The organism is Kineococcus arenarius subsp. arenarius (assembly GCF_050871845.1).
In the GTDB taxonomy this organism is placed as follows: domain Bacteria; phylum Actinomycetota; class Actinomycetes; order Actinomycetales; family Kineococcaceae; genus Kineococcus.
In genome coordinates this window covers 54,317-73,238 of sequence record NZ_JBJLSE010000010.1, presented here as the reverse complement: position 1 = coordinate 73,238, position 18,922 = coordinate 54,317, and the positions used below count along the sequence as shown (strand labels likewise).

General features: G+C 74.7%; 17 protein-coding genes, 2 tRNA genes and 1 riboswitch. Of the genes, 3 read left to right on the top strand and 16 right to left on the bottom strand.

Going from position 1 to position 18,922, the window contains the following annotated elements; translation table 11 throughout:
• Positions 1-119 precede the first annotated feature (119 nt).
• Both ACRYM0_RS04710 and ACRYM0_RS04705 read left to right on the top strand, forming a co-directional pair.
• Positions 120-193: transfer RNA gene (locus ACRYM0_RS04710), tRNA-Met, on the top strand.
• A 127-nt stretch (positions 194-320) separates the two neighbouring features.
• A tRNA-Met gene (locus ACRYM0_RS04705) sits at positions 321-394 on the top strand.
• Between the two features lie 82 nt (positions 395-476).
• On the opposite strand, the gene ACRYM0_RS04700 is transcribed toward ACRYM0_RS04705, so the two are convergent.
• Both ACRYM0_RS04700 and ACRYM0_RS04695 read right to left on the bottom strand, forming a co-directional pair.
• Positions 477-662, bottom strand: coding sequence for a hypothetical protein (locus ACRYM0_RS04700; RefSeq protein ID WP_432502561.1), 186 nt, complete (start codon positions 660-662; stop codon positions 477-479).
• Positions 663-808: 146 nt separating this feature from the next.
• Complete coding sequence (locus ACRYM0_RS04695) at positions 809-2,785, bottom strand: anthranilate synthase family protein (protein WP_432502559.1); 1,977 nt, start codon at positions 2,783-2,785, stop codon at positions 809-811.
• Positions 2,786-3,023: 238 nt separating this feature from the next.
• Between ACRYM0_RS04695 and ACRYM0_RS04690 the strand changes: the two genes are divergently transcribed.
• A complete protein-coding gene (locus ACRYM0_RS04690) occupies positions 3,024-4,481 on the top strand; it encodes a glucose-6-phosphate dehydrogenase (protein ID WP_432502557.1) in 1,458 nt (485 codons plus the stop codon).
• Between the two features lie 19 nt (positions 4,482-4,500).
• Here the strand turns inward: ACRYM0_RS04690 and ACRYM0_RS04685 are convergent, their stop codons facing one another.
• From ACRYM0_RS04685 to ACRYM0_RS04620, 14 genes are all read right to left on the bottom strand, one after another.
• Positions 4,501-4,896 (bottom strand): HNH endonuclease, encoded by a 396-nt coding sequence (locus ACRYM0_RS04685; protein ID WP_432502555.1) that lies wholly within the window; start codon positions 4,894-4,896, stop codon positions 4,501-4,503.
• Between the two features lie 69 nt (positions 4,897-4,965).
• On the bottom strand, positions 4,966-6,132 hold the full coding sequence (locus ACRYM0_RS04680; RefSeq protein WP_432502554.1) for an acyl-CoA dehydrogenase family protein: 1,167 nt from the start codon (positions 6,130-6,132) through the stop codon (positions 4,966-4,968).
• Between the two features lie 8 nt (positions 6,133-6,140).
• Entirely contained in the window at positions 6,141-7,337 is a 1,197-nt protein-coding gene (locus tag ACRYM0_RS04675) for an SfnB family sulfur acquisition oxidoreductase (protein WP_432502552.1), read from the bottom strand.
• Positions 7,334-8,716 (bottom strand): LLM class flavin-dependent oxidoreductase, encoded by a 1,383-nt coding sequence (locus ACRYM0_RS04670; protein WP_432502550.1) that lies wholly within the window; start codon positions 8,714-8,716, stop codon positions 7,334-7,336. The genes ACRYM0_RS04675 and ACRYM0_RS04670 overlap by 4 nt, the downstream gene beginning before the upstream one ends.
• 25 nt (positions 8,717-8,741) lie before the next feature.
• On the bottom strand, positions 8,742-9,560 hold the full coding sequence (locus ACRYM0_RS04665) for a carbohydrate ABC transporter permease (protein WP_432502548.1): 819 nt from the start codon (positions 9,558-9,560) through the stop codon (positions 8,742-8,744).
• Positions 9,557-10,513: a carbohydrate ABC transporter permease gene (locus tag ACRYM0_RS04660; RefSeq protein ID WP_432502546.1), complete on the bottom strand. Its 957-nt coding sequence runs from the start codon at positions 10,511-10,513 to the stop codon at positions 9,557-9,559. The genes ACRYM0_RS04665 and ACRYM0_RS04660 overlap by 4 nt, the downstream gene beginning before the upstream one ends.
• Complete coding sequence (locus ACRYM0_RS04655) at positions 10,510-11,886, bottom strand: ABC transporter substrate-binding protein (protein WP_432502544.1); 1,377 nt, start codon at positions 11,884-11,886, stop codon at positions 10,510-10,512. The genes ACRYM0_RS04660 and ACRYM0_RS04655 overlap by 4 nt, the downstream gene beginning before the upstream one ends.
• Before the next feature lie 217 nt (positions 11,887-12,103).
• A riboswitch (SAM riboswitch) is annotated at positions 12,104-12,194 on the bottom strand.
• Between the two features lie 114 nt (positions 12,195-12,308).
• Positions 12,309-13,157: an ABC transporter substrate-binding protein gene (locus tag ACRYM0_RS04650; protein ID WP_432502542.1), complete on the bottom strand. Its 849-nt coding sequence runs from the start codon at positions 13,155-13,157 to the stop codon at positions 12,309-12,311.
• Positions 13,154-14,224 carry an ABC transporter substrate-binding protein gene (locus ACRYM0_RS04645; protein WP_432502540.1) on the bottom strand — a complete coding sequence of 357 codons (1,071 nt, stop codon included), beginning with the start codon at positions 14,222-14,224 and terminating at the stop codon, positions 13,154-13,156. The genes ACRYM0_RS04650 and ACRYM0_RS04645 overlap by 4 nt, the downstream gene beginning before the upstream one ends.
• A 129-nt stretch (positions 14,225-14,353) precedes the next feature.
• Complete coding sequence (locus tag ACRYM0_RS04640) at positions 14,354-15,088, bottom strand: urease accessory protein UreD (protein ID WP_432502538.1); 735 nt, start codon at positions 15,086-15,088, stop codon at positions 14,354-14,356.
• Entirely contained in the window at positions 15,085-15,825 is a 741-nt protein-coding gene (ureG, locus tag ACRYM0_RS04635; RefSeq protein WP_432502536.1) for an urease accessory protein UreG, read from the bottom strand. Before ureG ends, ACRYM0_RS04640 begins: the two co-directional genes overlap by 4 nt.
• Positions 15,826-15,857: 32 nt before the next feature.
• On the bottom strand, positions 15,858-16,526 hold the full coding sequence (locus ACRYM0_RS04630; RefSeq protein ID WP_432502534.1) for an urease accessory protein UreF: 669 nt from the start codon (positions 16,524-16,526) through the stop codon (positions 15,858-15,860).
• Positions 16,526-18,244, bottom strand: coding sequence for an urease subunit alpha (locus ACRYM0_RS04625; RefSeq protein WP_432502532.1), 1,719 nt, complete (start codon positions 18,242-18,244; stop codon positions 16,526-16,528). Before ACRYM0_RS04625 ends, ACRYM0_RS04630 begins: the two co-directional genes overlap by 1 nt.
• Positions 18,237-18,917 carry an urease subunit gamma gene (locus ACRYM0_RS04620; RefSeq protein WP_432502530.1) on the bottom strand — a complete coding sequence of 227 codons (681 nt, stop codon included), beginning with the start codon at positions 18,915-18,917 and terminating at the stop codon, positions 18,237-18,239. The genes ACRYM0_RS04625 and ACRYM0_RS04620 overlap by 8 nt, the downstream gene beginning before the upstream one ends.
• Between the last annotated feature and the right edge of the window lie 5 nt (positions 18,918-18,922).

The window sequence follows — 18,922 nt, the reverse complement described above, 5'->3', positions numbered from 1 at the left end:
CCCCCCCCCCCCCCCCCCCCCCCCCCCCCCCCCCCCCCCCCCCCCCCCCCCCCCCCCCCCCCCCCCCCCCCACCGCGATTTGGCGTCTCGTGCGCGGTGTCGTAACCTGGTCTCACCGACGCGGGGTGGAGCAGCTCGGTAGCTCGCTGGGCTCATAACCCAGAGGTCGCAGGTTCAAATCCTGTCCCCGCTACTCGTGAGAGACGAAGGCCCGGACCGCACGGTCCGGGCCTTCGTCGTTCCCGCTCACGGTCCCGCACCCGGCTCGTCACCCCGATTTGGTGTGACGGTCGAGGTGTCGTAACCTGGTCTCACACCGACGCGGGGTGGAGCAGCTCGGTAGCTCGCTGGGCTCATAACCCAGAGGTCGCAGGTTCAAATCCTGTCCCCGCTACGCAGAAGACGAAGGCCCGGACCACACGGTCCGGGCCTTCGTCGTGTCCGGGGTCCTGCACCGGCGCCGCCCTCGGGAGGTCTCAGCGGGGTGGCTCGGCCAGGTCGAACAGCGCGGTGCCCTGCGGGCTGGGCAGCGGGCTCAGCAGGTCCACGACGCGCCCGCAGTCCAGGCAGGCGGAGAGCACCTGCGCGCCCGGGCGGGCGGTGTCCGTGGTGGTGGCCCGCCGCCGGTCGTGGGGGCTGAAGGTGTGCCAGCAGTCGTCCACGTCGCTCCCCTCACGCGTGGCGCACCTCACGCCTGGCGCGTCTCGCCCCCCGGGCCGCCCCCGGGGGTGCACGACCACGGTGCCGGGAGCGCGGTGCCGGGGCGGGGAGGCGCGCCGGGAGCGACGTGGACGCCGGCCGGGCCCGGTCAGCCGCCGACGAGCGGTCGCACCACCGAGCGCAGCAGGTCCGGGCCCTCGAGCGTCAGCACGGACTCGGGGTGGAACTGGATGCCCGCGAAGCCCTCACCGCGCAGCGCCACCACCTCGTCGGCGGGGCCGGTGGACACCTCGGTGCCCTGCGCGGCCAGGCGGGCCGCGGCCGCCCCGTCCACGCGCGCGGTGAAGGAGTTGTAGAAGCCCACGGTGGCGCGCCGGCCGAACAGGTCCACCTCCAGCTGGGTGCCCTGGTGCGGGGCGTCCTTGCGGCGCAGCGGCAGGCCCAGCGTGCCGGCGAGCAGTTGGTGGCCCAGGCACACCCCCAGCAGCGGGTTGCCGCCGTCGCGCGCCGAGGCGCTCAGGGCGCCGGCCAGCTCCTGCAGCCGGGCGATGCGGGGGTCGGCGGAGTCCTCCGGGTCGCCGGGGCCGGGGCCGAGCACGACCAGGCCGCGGTGCGCGTCCAGCGCGGTGTCCAGGCCCGGGTCGTCGTACCGCAGCACCCGCGCCCGCAGGCCCGCCGAGGCCAGCAGGTGCACCAGCATCGAGGTGAACGTGTCCTCGGCGTCCACCACGAGCGCCTCGCCCAGCGGCGCGCCCTGCGGCTGCCGCTGCGGTTCCAGCCAGAACCGCGCCAGCCGGTCGCGGCGGGAGGCCAGCAGGGTCGCCACGCGCGGGTCGGCCACCAGCGGCACCCGGCGCGCCGGCGCACCCGCCCCGGCGTCGTCGCGGCGCGGCAGCGGCGGCAGGGCCCCCAGGGCGCGCAGCACGCCGGCCGACTTCGCGTGCGTCTCGGCGACCTCGCCCTCCGGGGTGGAGCCGCGCACCAGGGTCGCGCCCACCGACACCCGCACCCGTCCGGTGCCGTCCGCGCCGGTGCGCACGTCCGCGGTGCGGATGAGGATGGGGGAGTCCAGCGTCTGCGCGCCGTCGCCGTCGCGGCCCAGCAGCGCCAGCGCCCCGGCGTAGTAGGCGCGCCCGGACGGCTCGAACCGCTTGATGACCCGGCACGCGCTCTGCAGCGGGCTGCCGGTCACGGTGGCGGCGAACATGGTCTGCCGCAGCACCTCCCGCGCGTCCAGGGTGGAGCGCCCGCGCAGCTCGAACTCGGTGTGCGCCAGGTTCGCCATCTCCCGCAGGTACGGCCCGTGCACGGTGCCGCCCAGGTCGCCGACGGAGCACATCATCTTCAGCTCCTCGTCGACCACCATGAACAGCTCCTCGACCTCCTTGGGGTCGGCGAGGAACTCCACCAGGCCGTCGGCGTCCGGGCCGGTCGCGGGGTAGCGGTAGGTGCCGGAGATGGGGTTCATGACGACCTCGCCGCGCGCCATGCGCACGTGCACCTCCGGGCTCGCGCCGACGAGGGTGCGGGAGGTCCCGCCCCCGGTGCCGTCGTCGCCGGGCACGTGCACCACGAAGGTCCAGTACGCGCCCTGCTCGGCCACCAGCAGGCGGCGGAACAGGCTCAGCGCGGTGGTCGCGGTGAAACCGTCGACCACGCCGTCCACGTCGCGGCGGATGACGAAGTTCGCCCCCGAGCCCTGGGCGATCTCGTCGTCGATGATGCGGCGCACCACGTCGGCGTAGTCGTCGTCGGACAGGTCGGGGGCGACGTCGCGCAGCGGCACCTCCGCGTCCGGCAGCACGCGCAGCGCGTCCTCCAGGGCCAGCTCCTCGGCGTGCTCCACGCGCAGCACCCGCAGGGGCGTGCCGTCGTCGTGGACGTCGAAGCCGCGCTCGCGCAGCTGCCGGAACGGCACCAGCGCCAGCGCGTCGGCGACGGGGGCCCCGGGTGCGCCGGTGGGCAGCGGCACGTCCGCGAGGTGCTCGACGGTGCTCACGGGTCCGCGCAGCACCTCCACGGGTCCGGGCTCGCCGGTGCGGGGGTCCAGGCGGCGCAGCAGCGCGAACGGCGCGTCGCCGCGCAGCAGCTCGTCGACGAGCGCGGCGGGGTCGGGGTGCGGCACGGGGGGTTCCTCCTCGGTGGGGCTGGCGCGGCCGGCCGTCGAGGGGACCGTCCCGGGTGGTGGGCCTCCTCGACGAGGCGGCCACCGGGACGTGGGAGCGTCAGGCGACCGCCGACACCCACCACCACGCACCGCTCAGCACGCGCGGGCGGGAGCCCGGGCGCACGGAGGCCGTCGTGGTGGTCACGAACCGCACCCTACCCGGCGCCCGGCCGCCGGAGGCAATAGCGTCTGCCCCGTGACCGAGACAGCGCAGTCCCAGCAGCAGCCCCAGAGCGGCGGGAAGCCCACGGTGTTCGTCATGTTCGGGGCGACGGGCGACCTGTCGCGCCGGCTGGTGATGCCCGCGTTCTTCCAGCTCGCCACCCTCGGGCGGCTGCCCGAGCAGTGGCGGATCGTGGGCAGCAGCCGTGGCGAGATGAGCCACGACGAGTTCCGGCAGTACGTCAGGGAGGCGCTGGAGGAGTTCGGCCCGCAGCCCTCCGAGGGGCCGTGGGACGACTTCGCCGAGCACCTGCTCTTCGCCAGCGGCGGCTTCGGCGCCGACGACCCCGGCACCCTGCTCGACGTGCTGGCCGAGGCGCGCGAGCAGCTCGGCGCGAGCGGGGACGGCGCCGAGGGCGAGGTGCAGCTCGTGCACTACCTGGCGATCCCGCCGGGCGCGTTCCTCGACGTCACGAAGGCGTTCGACGCGCACGGCCTGGCCGCCGGCGCCCGCGTCGTCTACGAGAAGCCGTACGGCACGTCGCTGGCCAGCTTCGAGGAGCTCGACGCGGAGGTGCAGCGCGTCTTCGCCGAGGAGCAGGTCTTCCGCATCGACCACTTCCTGGCGTTCGAGGCCGCCCAGGACCTCATCCACGCCCGCCTGGCGAACCCGTGGCTGGCGGGGATCTGGAACCGCGAGCACGTCGCCCAGGTGCAGATCGACATCGCCGAGACCCTCGACGTCGCCCAGCGCGCCGACTTCTACGACGCCACCGGCGCCTTCCTCGACATGATCGTCACCCACCTGTTCCAGCTCGCCGCGACCGTGGCGATGGAACCGCCCGCCGACCTGCGCCCCGAGACCGTGCAGGCAGCCAGGGACGCTGCGCTGCAGCGCTTCCGCGAGCTGGACCCGGCCGAGGTGGCGCTCGGGCAGTTCGAGGGCTACACGGACATCGACGGCGTCGCCGACGACTCCACCACCGACACCCTGGCCGCCGCGCGGCTGTGGGTCGACGACGAGCGGTGGCGGGGCGTGCCGTTCCTGCTGCGCAGCGGCAAGAAGATGGCCGCCGACGAGCAGCGCATCACCCTGGTGCTCAGGCCCCCGGCCGAGGGCGCCTACGCCGGTGAGGCACCGGGCGGCCAGCCGGCGGTGGTGAGCTTCTCGCTGCTGGAGGGCGGCTCCCTGGACGTGCGGGTGGCGGTCCGCCGTCCGGGTGTGGCCGGAGGCACGGTGCAGGGCACCGCGAGCCTGCCCCTGGACCGCTTCGAGGGCACGGAACCGGCGCTGCCGTACGCGCACCTCATCGACCATGTCCTGACCGGTGACCGCTCGCTGTTCACCGGCGTCGACGGCCTGCGCGCGGCGTGGCGGGCGATCGAGCGGTTCTCGGACGAGCGCCCCGCGGTGCTGCCGTACGCCGCGGGCACCTGGGGCCCGGACGACGTGGACCGCCTCGCCGAGCCGGGGGAGTGGTTCCTGCGCTGACCGCCACCGGGTGCGTCGCTCAAGCCGTCCCGGTCAGGCGGCGCACCCGGCGCAGCTGCGCCTGCACGTAGGGTCGGGCGCGGCGCTGACCGCCGCGGGCGGTGACGGCCGCGTCCAGCTCCTCCAGCCGCCGGCGCAGCCACGCCGGGTCGGCCGGCCAACCGCGCCCGCGGCACTCCAGCAGCCAGTCCACCGGAGAGGCGTGCCCGCGCTCGCCGTTGCAGCGCCGGCACGCCGCGACCTCGTTCTCCAGCCACGACGGCCCGCCCTTGACCCGCGGCACCAGGTGGTCGGTGGTCGGGCGCACCAGGCCGGTCAGCTCCCGCCCGCACCACACGCACGCGGGGCCGTCGCGCGCCACCGCCCGCTGCAGGCGGTCGGCGCGGTCGAGCTGCCGCTCGGCGTCCCCGGCCACCGCCGCAGCCTCGCACGCACCCGCGCCCCCCGCGCGCACAGGCGCGTGGTGGCGGTGGCGGTGACCGGATCAGGTGTAGAGCGTGAACGCCGGGTGGGCGCCCGTGAGGAAGTGGTTCCCCACCTCGCGCGCCTTGTACTGCACCGGGTCGTGCAGCGTGTGCGTGCGGACGTTGCGCCAGAACCTGTCGAAGCCGTACCGGTTGCTCGAGGCGCGGGCTCCGGTGACCTCGAAGATCGCCGACGTCGCCTCGACCGCCAGGTCCGAGGACACCACCTTCAGCGCGGCGATCTCCTCGGCGACCTCGCCCCGTTCCGCCCAGGTCAGGTCGGCACCGCGCTCGTGGGCCTGCGACAGCGACTCCCCGACGCTGCGGCCCAGCGCCTCGGCGGCGCGCAACCGGGCGACGAGCCGGCCGTAGGTCGCGAGCACGTACGGGTCCTCGACGGCACGCTCGACGTCGGACAGCAGCCAGGGCCGCGACGTCGTGCGGGTGTACTCCGCGGCCGTCTCGAGCGCACCGCGGGTGACGCCGAGGTAGAAGTGGCCGAACGCCGCCTGGATCGCCGGTGTCACGAGCGATCCGAACGCGCCGCTCTCCGACGCCGACCCGAGGACGGCGTCGGGGGTGATCCGGACGTCCTCGAAGCGCACCGACCCCGAGGCGGACAGCCGCTGGCCGAGGTTGTCCCAGTCGCCGCCCTTGACGAACCCGGGCGTCTCGCGGGGGACGACGACCAGCAGGTCCTGCCCGTCGTCGGTGAGCCCGCCGACGACGGTGACGTCCCCCACGCTGGCACCGGTCGAGAAGTTCTTCGTGCCGCTGAGGATCCAGTCCGACCCGTCGCGGGTGAGCCGCAGGTCCGGGTCGACGGGGTTGACCGAATCGCCCCACAGCCACTGCTGCTCGACCGAGGGGACGCCCCAGCGCTGCCGGCCCGCGTCGTCGGCCACCCACACGAGGTTGTGGGCGTTGACGTAGTGGTACGCCACCAGCTGCGCGATCGACCCGTCGGTGCGGGCGATCTCGCGCACCACCTCGAGCGCGACCGACCACGGCAGCCCCGCGCCGCCGATCGCGGTGGGCAGCAGGATGCTCGGCAGCCCGGCCTTGCGCAGCAGTTCGGCCTCGGTGAACGGCTCGGCGTTGGCCCGGTCGCGCTCGAGCGCGTCCAGGGCGAGCTGATCGGCGACGTCGCGGGCGGCGTCGACGACCTGTGCGGCGGTGGGGGACACGGTTCTCCTCACACCCACCCGTTCGCGGGCGGGAAGACGTCGAGCAGGGCGTGCCGGCCGAGGTGCTGCAGCTTCGACCGGCGGGGGTCGTGCAGGGTGTGGGTGCGCGCGTTGCGCCAGTGCCGGTCCAGGTTCAGCGGCCTGCCCGCCGACCGCGTGCCGACGAGGGCGAACACGTCGGAGGAGACCGAGACCGCCGCCGTGTCGGCGGCGGCCCTGGCCGCGGCGACGGCCAGCGACGCCTCCCCGGCCGACTCCTCGGTGAGGTCCGCGCGCGCGGCGTCGATGGCCGAACCCGCCTCGCGCAGCAGGGCGTGCGCCGCCCGGGTGCGCAGCACGAGGTCTCCGAACTCCTGGAGGACCAGGGGGTCCTCGGCCGCGCTCGGGGCGCCGAACTCCGGCCACGGCCGGGCGACGGTGCGCACGAGGTGGCGGGCGTCGCGCAGGGCCGCCCGGGCGATGCCGACGTCGATCGCGGCGTGCAGGAAGTTGCCGAACGCGCCGAACGTCTCCGGCTGCTCGAAGATGCGGCCCGCGGGCAGCACCCGGTCGGCGTCGACGAGCACCTGCTCGAAGCGGACGGTGCCCGAGCCGGTGGTGCGCTGGCCCATGCCGATCCAGTCGTCCTCGACGGTGACGCCCGGGTGCGACGCCTCGACCCAGGCGGCCACCAGCCTGCCGGCCGGGTCGTCGCTGCGGTCGGTGGCGTAGATCGGGATCCACGGCGCGAACGGGGTGCCCGTGCCGTAGTGCTTGACCCCGTCGACGAGGTAGCGCCCGTCGGGCTGCCGCTCGAAGCGGATGTCGTACTCCCAGGCCGTCTTCGACCCGCGCTCGGACAGGGCGTTCGCGAAGTGGCGGCCGGCGAGCACCTCCGAGTAGAAGAACCGCTGCTGCTCCGGGGTGCCCACGTGGTGGACGACGTCGACGAAGAAGTAGTGGTTCTGCGGGATCTGCCCGACGCTGGAGTCGCCCTCGGCCAGCTCGACGAACACCTCGCCGAGGTCGCGCGCCCCCAGCCCGGCCCCGCCGAAGGACCGCGGGACGGTCAGGCCCAGCAGACCCGAGCGCGCGAGCGCGGCGACCTCGTCGTGCGGCAACCGCCGCTCGGCGTCGCGCTCGGCGTCGCCCTTCGCGAGCTCGGCGCCGAACTCCCTCGCCAGCGCCAGCGCCTCGGCGGCGTCGGCGATCACGTGCGCGCTCACCGGGCACCCCCGGCCCGGAACGCCGCGGCCGGGTGGTCGTCGCGCACGCGGACCTGCCCCTTGCCGTAGATCGTCTCGCGCAGCGTCTCGCCCTCGTAGTCGGTGGGGTAGACCCCGCGCCGCTGCAGCTCGGGGACGACGAGCTCGACGACGTCCTCGAAGGTGCCCGGGGTGATGGCGTAGGCGCAGTTGAAGCCGTCGACGTCGCCGACCTCCATCCAGCGCTGCAGCTCGTCGGCGACGGTGGTGGGCGAGCCGACGATCACCGCTCCCATGCCGCCGATGCCGACCCAGTTCGCGATGTCGCGCGGGGTCCACTTCCGGTCGGGGTCGGCGGTGGAGAACGCCTCGACGGCGCTGCGCACGGCCTCGGTCTCGGCGTACTCCAGCGGCTCGTCCGGCGGGTAGCTGGACAGGTCCAGCCCGCTCCAGCCGCCGTAGAGGTTCAGTGCGCCGTCGTAGCTGACGTACTGCGCGTAGTCCTCGTACTTCGCCCGCGCCTCCTCGTCGGTGGGCGCGGTGATGATCGTGACCAGCGTGAACACCTTGACGCTGCGCGGGTCGCGGCCCGCCTGCGCGGCCTGCGCGCGCAGCCGGTCCACCCACGGGCGCATGACCTCGGGGCGGGTCGCGGTGTTGAAGACCGCCTCGCCGTGCCGGGCGGCGAAGGCGATGCCGCGGGGCGAGGCCCCCGCCTGGAAGATCACCGGCGTGCGCTGCGGCGAGGGGGCGGTCAGCCCGATGCCCGGCACGTCGAAGAACCGGCCGTGGTGCTCGATCGGGTGCACCTTCGCCGGGTCGGTGAACACCCCGGCCTCGGCGTCGCGGACGACGGCGTCGTCCTCCCAGGAGCCCTCCCACAGCTTGTAGACGACCTGCATGAACTCCTCGCCGAGCTCGTAGCGGTCGTCGTGGGAGATCTGGGTCGACAGGCCGAGGTTCTTCGCGGCGGACTCCAGGTAGCTGGTGACGACGTTCCAGCCGACCCGGCCGTTCGTGTAGTGGTCCAGCGTCGCCATCGTGCGCGCGAAGGAGTACGGCTGCTCGTAGGTCAGCGACACGGTGACCCCGAACCCGAGGTGCTCGGTCACCGCTCCCATGGCCGACACCGCGAGCAGGGGGTCGCCGACCGGGACCTGGGTCGACTCGCGCAGCGCCGTCTCCGGGCCGCCCTTGTAGACGTCGTAGACCCCCAGGACGTCGGCGATGAACAGCGAGTCGAACCTGCCGCGCTCGAGCAGCTTCGCCAGCTCGGTCCAGTAGCGGATGTCGTCGAAGCGGTGCGACTCGTCGTCGGGGTGGCGCCACAGCCCCGGGGACTGGTGGCCGACGCACGTCATGTCGAAGGCGTTCAGGTGGACGCGGCGGTTCTCGGTCACGGATGTCTCCCGGTGTCGCTTCGGATCACTTGACGGCGCCGGCGGACAGGCCGCCGACCAGCCACTTCTGGGCCAGCACCGCGAGCACGTACATCGGGACGATCCCGACGAGCGAGGCCGCGGCCTGCTGGCCGAACTGCACCGTGCGGTCGCCCTGGAACAACGACAACCCGACCGGCAGGGTCTGGCTGGAGGTGCTCTGCGAGAAGGACACGGCGAACAGGAACTCGTTGTAGGACAGGAACAGGCAGATCAGCAGGGCGGCCACCAGCCCCGGGGCCAGCAGCGGCAGCACGAGGCGTCGCAGGCCCTGGGACGTCGACAGGCCGTCCACCCACCCGGCCTCCTCGATCTCCAGGGGGATGCGGCGGACGAAGCCGTCGAGCAACCACACCGCCACCGGCACGTTCGCCAAGCCGTTGACCAGCACCAGCCCGAGCGCGGAGTTGGTCAGGTTCGTCTGCTTGAGCAGGTAGTACAGCGGGAGGACGGCCACGATGGGGGGAGCGCAGTAGCTGGCCAGCAGCAGCGTCTGCAGACGCTCGCCGCGGGCCCCCGCCCGGGCGGTGACGTAGGCCGCCGGGACGGCGACGACGGAGGTCAGCACCGTCGCGCCGACCGCGACGACCCACGAGTTCGTCAGCATCGTCGCCAGCGGGACGGTGTCGAACGCCGCGGAGAAGTTCGACCACACGAACGTGCTGGGCAGCCAGCCGCCGTCGGCGATGTCGTCGACGCTGCGCAGCGACAGCGAGACCATGAACAGCATCGGCAGCAGCGCGACGAACGCGGTCAGCGCCAGCACCAGGCGCAGACCGCCGCGCCGCAGCGCCCCGGCGGTCACTGGTCGGCCTTCACGGCGCGGGCCCGCAGCAGGGTGACGACGGTGGTCACGACCCCGACGAGCAGACCGAAGACCAGCGTCTCAGCGGCGGCGGTGCCGATCTCGTAGCTCCCGCGCATCCCGGTCCGGAAGATCTCGAAGCTGCTGACGATCGTCGAGACCCCCGGCCCGCCCTGGGTCACGACCGTCACCAGGTCGAACACCTTCAACCCGATGACCAGTTCGAGCAGCAGGACCGAGAGGACGTTGGGAGCCACCACGGGCCACACGACCGAGGTGAAGGTGCGCACCGGGCCGGCTCCGTCCAGCGCCGCCGCCTCCCGCAGTTCCTCGGGCACCCCGAGCAGCGCGGCGAACACCAGCAACGTCACCAACGGCGTCCACTGCCACACGTGCATGACGACCAGCGCAGCGAAAGCTCCGACGCTGTCGCCCAGCGGGTTCGCGCCGGGGAACCCCACCGCGGAGAACAACCCGCCGAAGGCGCCGCCGACCGGGGCCAGCATGAGCTTCCAGGCCACCCCGACCATGACGGGCGGGGTCACCAGCGGCAGCAGCAGGATCGTCCCGACGACGCCGAAGCGGGTGCCGCGGGCGTGCAGCAGCAGCGCCAGGAGAACACCCAGCGCGGTGGCCGCCAGGGCGGCGGCGACGGCGAACACCACCGATCGGACCAGCGATCCGGCGAAGGCCAGCGACTCCCAGGCGTCGACGAGGTTGTCGGTGCCGGTGAAGCGCTGCAGGGGTTTGGCCAGGGACGACTCGGTGAAGGCCAGGGCCACGACGAACAGCGTCGGGTAGACCAGCATGAGCGCCAGCCCGGCCAGGCTCGGTGCGGCCAGCCACGTCGAGACGTGCCCCGGGCGGTGCCGGCCGGGCACCACCCGCCGGGTGCCGCGGCGAGCGCCCGGCTGGCGCGGAACCGTCCGCCGCTCCTCGGCGACCTGGGTCACCCGAGCTCCCGCTGCCAGTTCTCCGCCGCCTCGTCGAGGGCTGCCTGCGGCTCCCGCTCGCCCTGGATGGCCAGCGCGAGCTGGTCGACGAGGTCCTGCAGCGCCTTCGGGGCCCCCGCCTGCTTGGGCCAGACCAGCGGCTCGCCCTCCAGGCCCTCGCGGATGACGTCGGTGGCCTCGCCGGCGGCTGCCGCGTACTCCTCGGAGCGCAGCACGCTCGTCCGGGCCGGGTCGATGCCCGAGCCCGCGGTCGACGACAGCAGGAAGTTGCGCTCCTCGTCGGTCGCCCACTTGACGAAGGCCGCGGCCTTGTCCTGCTGCCCGGAGGCGCTGGAGACCCCCAGGCCGAAGCCGGAGTCCAGCGCGGTGCGCGGCGTGGTGTTCCTCCCCCCGACGGGCAGGGTGACCACGCCCCACTTGTCGACGATCTGCGAGCTGGCCGGGTCCTGCGCCTTCAGGCCCAGGTCGGTCCAGGTGTCGAGCATGGCGCCCTTGCCGGCCAGGAAGGCCGAGTTGGCCTGGTCGAAACCGGTCTGCAGCGGGGTGGGCAGCGCGGAGGGCGCCACGGTGATGAGGTGCTGCAGCGCGGCCAGCCCCTCCTCGCCGGCGAAGGCCGGGGCCCCGTCGGCGTCCACGAGCGTCCCGCCGTAGCCGGCCAGGCGGTTGATGAAGGAGCAGCCCAGGATCATCGGCACCTGCTGCGCCTCGACGATCGCGCCGTAGACGCTCCCGCCGGAGTCTCGGGTGATCTTGGCGGCGGCCGCGTCGTACTCGTCCCACGTCGTGGGCGGTGCCACGCCGTACCGCTCGAAGACCTCGGCGTTGTAGTACAGGACGTGCGTGTCGCCGTCGAAGGGCAGGCCGTACCGCTTGCCGTCCAGCAGCGTGTAGGGGTCGTAGACCGAGGGCAGGAAGTCGTCGGTGCCGATGTCGCCGTTCGCGCCGATCCAGTCGGTCAGGTCCACCAGCGCTTCGGCGTTCACCAGCTCACCGAGCCCGAAGTAGAAGTAGTCGAAGACGTCGAACTCACCGTCGCCGCCCTGGACGTCGAGGATCTGCTTGCTCGTCAGCTGGTCGTACGGGACCGCCGTGACCTCCAGCCGGCCACCGAACTCCTGCTCGAAGGCCGGTCCGAGCAGTTCGGTGAAGGCCAGCACGTGCGGCTGGTTGACCATCAGCTTGATCGTGGCACCCGTCAGGTCGACCGCCGGCTGAGCGGCCAGCCCCGAGGCGGAGGTGTCGCTGCCGCAGGCCGCGAGCGAGCCCGTCGCCGCCAGGGCGCCCAGGCCCAGCGCCGACGACAGCACCCGGCGGCGGGAGGCGAGCAGGCGCGAGGCGCCGGTGGACAGCGGGGTGCGGCGGGGCAGGGGCATGGGTGTGCTCCGGGGTGCGTGGACGGGGCGACGTCCGTGGTGGGTGCGCGCGGGACGGCGCGCTCGTGCAGGGGGTTTCCGGGGAGGCCGCGACCGTCAGGCGGTGCGCGGCGTCCCCCGGCGCATCGAGGCGCCGGTGCGACAGGCCATCGACGCCGTCCGGCCGAGGTCGACGTGGTGGCGCCGGGTGAGCGGGGTCGAGCAGTCCACTGCGAATCCTCCATCGCCCCTGGCGGGAGCACCTGCCGCTCGCGCGGTGGTTGCTGTGGCGTCGACGAGCCAGGTCTCTCGGCCACTCTGGATGGTGTGGTGCTGAGCGTAGCGGATCCCCGGGCCCGGCGGAGCGGGGCACGGGTGGGCGCGTCGCGCCCGCGTCACCGCCCGGTTGCCGGGCGGTGACGCGGCACCCGGGTGGCCGGCGCTCACCCGAGCAGGACGCGCTCCAGGTCGTCGAGCACGGTCAGGGCCGCGAGCGGACCCGCGTGACCGTGCCAGGCGGAACCACCGACCTCGACGGTCCCCGGCGGCACGCCGGGGGAGGCGGGCACCCGGCTGCACAGCACCACGTCGGCGGCCAGGTGCGGCTCCAGCGCGTCCACGGGGAAGCCGTTGGTCGGCGTGTCCTGCGCCGCGGGGCGGCGCAGGCCGAGGTCGGTGAGGACGGAGCCGCAGAACGACCAGTGGCCGTGCGCCTCCAGGCCGTCGGGCCGTCGCCGCAGCACCGAGACGACCGTCGCGGGGGCCACCCGGTCGCGCAGCCCGAGCACCCGGTCCCGGTAGCGGGCGAGCACCTCGCGGGCCTGCGCGTCCCGGCCGAGGGCGGCGCCGAGGAGCAGGTGGTCCTGCTTCCAGTGGAACCCCTTGCCCTCGGTGAGGACCGTGGGGGCGATCGACCGCAGCGAGGGGAGCAGGAGCCGTCCCCGGCCCCGCCACGTCGCCGACACCAGGTCGGGACGGGCGCGCTCGACGCGTTGCAGGTCCGGCGCGGTCCGCAGACCCAGGTCGACGACGTCGGCGAACCGAGCCGGGTCCGGCAGGTAGGCCGGGACGAGCTCGCCGTCGGCGTTGTGCGTCGAGGCCACCGGCACGAGTCCGACGCTCACCGCCGAGTCGAACTGCCCCGTGGAGATCGCGGCGAAGCGCTCCACGGGAGCGGTGAGCTCGGTGGTCCCGCCGAAGTGGGTCACCGTGCGCGGGAAGGAGGCCCGGTCGGCGCCGAAGCCCGGGGGCAGCTCGGTGGGTGCCACCGGGGCGGAGGGGGCGGTGCTCACGCCGACAGGGTCCCCTCGAGCTGCTCCAGGATCGACCGGGCTGCCGTCGGGCCCGTGTTGAGGTAGAAGACGTCGTCGTCGACCTCGACGGCGTGCCCGGTCCGCACCACGTCCAGCGCGGGCCACAACGGCATGGAGGTGAACTCGCTCTCGTCGCCCCCCTGGGTCGCGTGGAAGAGCCAGTCCCCCTCGACCAGGTCGAGCTCCTCCGCGCTGATGTCCCGGGAGGTCTCGTCGGTGAAGCTCTGCGCCTGCGGCCGCAGCAGCCCGGCGTCCTCGACGACCGAGCCGCTGAAGGAGGCCACGCCGAAGACCCGGACCCGGTCGCCGTTCTTGCGCAGGAGCGACACGGTCGGCACCGTGCTGAGTCCGGCACCGAGCTCGGCGGCCCGCTCGTGGTGGTCGGCGAGCCACTGCTGCGCCTGCTGGCGGCGACCGAGCGCGTCGGCCAGCAGTTGGAAATCCTGCTTCCAGTACAGCCCGGTGCCCCGGGTGATGACCGTCGGCGCGATGGCGGACATCGTGTCGTACAGCTCCGTGACGTCCTTGGCGGCCGAGTTCATGAGGATCAGGTCCGGGGCGAGCGCGGCCAGGGCCTCGAGGTTCGGTTCGCTCCGGTCGCCGAGCTCGGCGACCGCGGCGAGCTGGGCGGCTCGGTCGGCGAACCCGGTCAGCAGGTAGGCGGGCACCGTGTCGGCCCCGTCGCCGGCCGTGGAGCCGACCGGGACGACGCCGAGCGTCAGAGCCGCGTCCATCTGGCCGGTGGAGATGACCGCCACGCGGATCGGCTCCGTCGCGATCGTCGTGGAACCGCTGGCGTGGACGACCGTCCGCGGGAAGACGCCGTCGTCCTCGCCGCTGCCCCAGCCCGCGGGCAGCTCGCGCGGGGTGACCCACGCGGTGGGGGGTGCCGTCGTGGAGGACGCCGAGGTCGCCCCGGAGCTGGTCGCGGCGCCCTCGGCGCTCGCGCCCGGGGTGCTGCAGGCGGCGAGGCCGGGTGGTGCCGCGGCCAGGAGGCAGGCGATGCCCAGCAGGCGTCGTCGCGGCAGTTGCACGGTCGGTGTCATGTGCGGATCGGCCCATCGCGTTCGTCGGGTTCGCTCTGCGGGCACGGGCCGGGCACGGCGACCGACCCCAGGAGCAAGGGTTGCCTCACCTTACCCAGGGGTCGCCGGAGGGGGTGCTCGGGGGCCCGGTCACCCGGCGGCGACCGTCGCTGCCCGGTCCGCGGGCGCACCGGCCGGCTCCAGGAGCGCCAGCCTGCGCCGCCACACCGCGCCCAGGTCGCTGGAGTGGGCGTCGAGGGTCAGCCGGCGGTCCAGCGCGCCCGGGCCGGCCAGGTGCAGCGCGTCCGGTTCGCCACCGGCCGGGCGGGCGCCCAGGAGCGCGACGGTGTCCAGGCACCGCGCGGTGCCGAGGACGGCCGGGGAGGCGCGCAGCGCCGCGTCGCGCAGGTCCAGGTCCTCCGCCAGCAGGGGGCGACCGTCCAGGTGCACGCGGGTGCGGGACAGCAGGGCCCCGCCGCGCTCGCCCGTGCGGCCCAGCACGAGGGTCTCGCGCAGCAGCGCCACCGCGCCCCGGGCCAGGTCCACGTCGGTGCGCCGCTCGACGGCGGCGCCGTCCGCGACGACGAACGGCTCGCCCTGCCAGGTCAGGCGCGCGCCCTCGTCGAGCCGCACCCGCACGCACCACGACGCGGCCGCACCGCCGCGCTGGTCGAAGGCGACCGTGCCGGCGACCTCCACCAGTTCCAGCGCGCAGCCGGCGCCGACGACGACGTCGAGGGTGACGTCGTCACCGGCGAGCAGCAGCGCCCGGGCCCCCACCAGCGCCACCCGCGCACCGCCCCGGGAGCGCGACAGCAGACGGGGGGCGAGGGCCCCGGTGGCCAGGTCGAGCCGGCCCCCCGGGTGCAGGTGGACGCGCGTCACGCCGGCGCGTGCTCGTGCGCGTCGTCGTGCTCGTGCGGGTGGGCGTGCGCGGTGCCGTCCGCGTGCGAGTGCGGCGCCATCGGGCCCGGGTCGCGCGGCTCGTGCCGCCCGGCGCGGAACTCCGCCAGGACACCGCGCAGCCACGCGGTGAGCTGCTCGACCGAGGCGCGGTCGGTGCGCGAGAGCGCCACCACCGGGCGGTCGTCGCGGTGCCCGCGGGCGGCGAGCGCGTCGGACAGCATGCGCGGCACGTCCACGCCGACGTGCGGGGCCAGGTCGGTCTTGTTCAGCACCAGCAGGTCGGCGCGGGCGATGCCGGGGCCGCCCTTGCGGGCCACGTCCCCGCCGCCGGCCACGTCGAGGACGAACACCTGCGCGTCGACGAGGGCCGGGGAGAACGTGGCGGTGAGGTTGTCGCCGCCGGACTCCACGAGCACCAGGTCCAGCGGGTCGAAGTCCGCCTCCAGGTCCTCCACCGCCAGCAGGTTCGCGGTGACGTCGTCGCGGATGGCGGTGTGCGGGCAGGCGCCGGTCTCCACCGCCCGGATGCGCTGGGGGTCCAGCACGCCCGCCGAGCGCAGGAACCTGGCGTCCTCGTCGGTGTAGATGTCGTTGGTGACGACGCCGATGCGCAGGTCGGCGGACAGTTCCCGGCACAGCAGGGCGATGAGCGAGCTCTTGCCGGTGCCGACGGGTCCGGCGACGCCGAGGCGGAGCGAGCGGGTGGGCTGGGGCACGGGGTTCCTCCGGGGTGCTGGGTCGAGGGGGGTCACGCCTGGAACAGGCGCTGGGTGGTGCGCGCGTGCACCAGGGACAGCTCCTCCACCAGCGGGGCGCCGGTGGCGGGGATCTCGTCGGGTTCGGTGAGCGGCGCCAGCCGCCGTGCGAGCTCCTCGATCCGGGGGTGGGCGGCCAGCGTCCACGCGACGGTGTCGGCCGGGTCCAGCGGGTCGAGCTTGAGGGCGGCGGCCCCCAGCGTGGCGGCGTCCTCGTGCCCGCACAGCCGCACGAGGCGCCCGGGGTCCAGCCCGGCCAGGGCCGCCACCACGCCCAGGACCAGCGGGCGCGGGGGCGTGCGGCCCAGCCCCGCCAGCGGCTCGGCGCCGGGCCACAGCCGCTGCGCCAGGCGCAGGTAGCCGCGGCCCAGCGCGCGGGAGGACTCGCGCAGCGGGGCGCTGGGGGTGCGGGCGGCCCACGCCTCCTCGACGTCGGCGAGGGCGCCGCCGGTGAGGGCGCGGTGGCGCGCGACGACCGCGGTGCCGGCCTCGACGGCGACGACGGTCGCCAGCCGTCCGCCCAGGAAGGCGGGCACGTCCGCGGCGGTGAGGCCGCCGTACGTCAGCGCGGGTTCCAGGCCGGCGGACTGGGTGTGCCCGCCCACGGGCAGGCGGGCGTCGGCCAGCAGCGCCAGCACCAGGTCGGGGGAGGGCCCGGGCATCAGAAGAGCTGGTACCGCTGCGCCAGCGGCAGTTCCGCGGCCGGTGCGGGCACGATCAGCTCCCCGTCGACGGTGATGGCGAACGTCTCGGGGTCCACCCGGATGTCCGGCAGCGCGTCGTTGTGGACCATCTGCGCCTTGCCGACGCCGCGGGTGTCGCGCACGGGTTCCAGCCGGCGGCGCAGGCCCAACCGGCCGGCCAGGCCGTCGTCCAGGGCGGCGGGGGCCACGAAGCTGACGGAGACGTCCGCGCCGTTCGGGTGGTTCAGCGCCGGGCGCAGCAGCACCGGTTGCGGGGTGGGGATGGAGGCGTTCGGGTCGCCCAGGGCTCCCAGCACGAGCGCGCCGCCCTTGAGGACCACCGAGGGCCGCACCCCGAAGAACGCCGGGTCCCACAGCACCAGGTCGGCCGTCTTGCCGACCTCCACGGAACCCACGAGGTGGTCGATGCCGTGCGCGATCGCGGGGTTGATCGTGTACTTGGCCACGTAGCGGCGGGCCCGCTCGTTGTCCGCGGGGGAGTTCTCGCCCAGCCGGCCGCGGCGCTGCTTCATGACGTGCGCGACCTGCCAGGTGCGGGTGATCACCTCGCCGATGCGGCCCATCGCCTGCGCGTCGGAGCTGGTGATCGACAGCGCGCCGAGGTCGTGCAGCATGTCCTCGGCGGCGATCGTCGTGGCGCGGATGCGCGACTCCGCGAACGCGAGGTCCTCGGGCACCCGCGGGTTCAGGTGGTGGCACACCAGGAGCATGTCGAGGTGCTCGGGGACGGTGTTCACCGTGTGCGGCAGCGTCGGGTTCGTCGAGCCCGGGACCACGTTCGGCAGCCCGGCCACCGTGATGATGTCCGGGGCGTGCCCGCCGCCGGCGCCCTCGGTGTGGAACGCGTGGATGGAGCGGCCGCCGATCGCGGCGATCGTGGAGTCCACGTACCCCGCCTCGTTGAGGGAGTCGGAGTGCAGGGCGACCTGCAGCCCGAACTCCTCCGCGGCGCGCAGGGCCGCGTCGATCGCGGCGGGCGTGGAACCCCAGTCCTCGTGGACCTTGTACCCGCCGGCACCGGCCAGGGCCTGCTCGGCCAGGCCGGCCGCGCTGACGGTGTTGCCCTTGCCCAGCAGCAGCACGTTCACCGGCAGCGCGTCCAGCGCCCGGTGCGCCTGCGCCAGGTGCCACGCACCGGGGGTGACGGTGGTGGCCTTGGAACCCTCGCTGGGGCCGGTGCCGCCACCGGCGATGGTGGTCAGTCCCGCGGCCAGCGCCTCGTGCACCTGCGAGGGGGAGATGAGGTGCACGTGGGTGTCGATGCCGCCGGCGGTGAGGATCTTCCGCTCGCCGGAGATCACGTCGGTGGACGGCCCGATCCGCAGCGCGGGGTGCACGCCGTCGGCGACGTCCGGGTTCCCGGCGCGGCCGATGCCGCAGATGCGCCCGTCCCGGACGCCGACGTCGGCGCGGAAGACGCCGGTGTGGTCCAGGACCACGACGTTCGTGACGACGGTGTCCGGGGCGCCCTGCGCGCGGGTCGTGGTGCCCTGCGCCATGGACTCGCGGATCGACTTCCCGCCGCCGAACACGGCCTCCTCACCGCCGGCGGTGAGGTCGGCCTCCACCTCGATCCACAGGTCGGTGTCGCCCAGGCGCACTTGGTCGCCGGTGGTCGGCCCGTACAGCGCCGCGTACGCGGAGCGGTCGATCCGGGTCACGTGCGGTTCAGCCATCGAGGGAACCCCCTTCGCCCAGGCGCGAGCGGTCGGTGTGCAGGCCGGGCACCCGGCGCGCACCGCGCAGCGCCACGGCCCGCACGGTGCGCGAGACGCCGGGCTCGAAGCGCACCGACGTGCCCGAGGGGACGTCGAGGCGGAAACCCCGGGCGGCGTCGCGGTCGAAGCGCAGCGCCGGGTTCGCGTCCGGCAGGTGCAGGTGCGAGCCGATCTGCACGGGGCGGTCGCCGGTGTTCTCCACCACCAGCTCCAGCCGCTCGTCCGCGCCGCGGTCGGCGTTCAGCTCGACCGTGCCGGGACGGACCCTGACCTCGCCGGGGACGGTCGTGCTCGTGGAGGCCTCGTCGGCGGGGGTGGCCCCGTCCTCCCCGCCGACCGGGTCGTGCAGGGTGACCAGCTTGCGCCCGTCGGGGAAGGTCGCCTCGACCTGCACGTCGTGCAGCATCTCCGCCACCCCCGGCATCACCTGCGCGCGGGTCAGCACGCGCCGGCCGGACTCCATGAGGTCGGTCACCAGCGCCCCCTCGCGGGCGCGCTCGACCACCCAGCAGTTCAGCAGCGCCACCGCCTCGGGGTGGTTCAGCCGCACGCCGCGCGCCAGGCGGTCGCGGGCCACCATGCCCGCGACCGCCATCAGCAGCTTCTCGGTGTCCGCCGGGCTCAGGTGCACGCCGG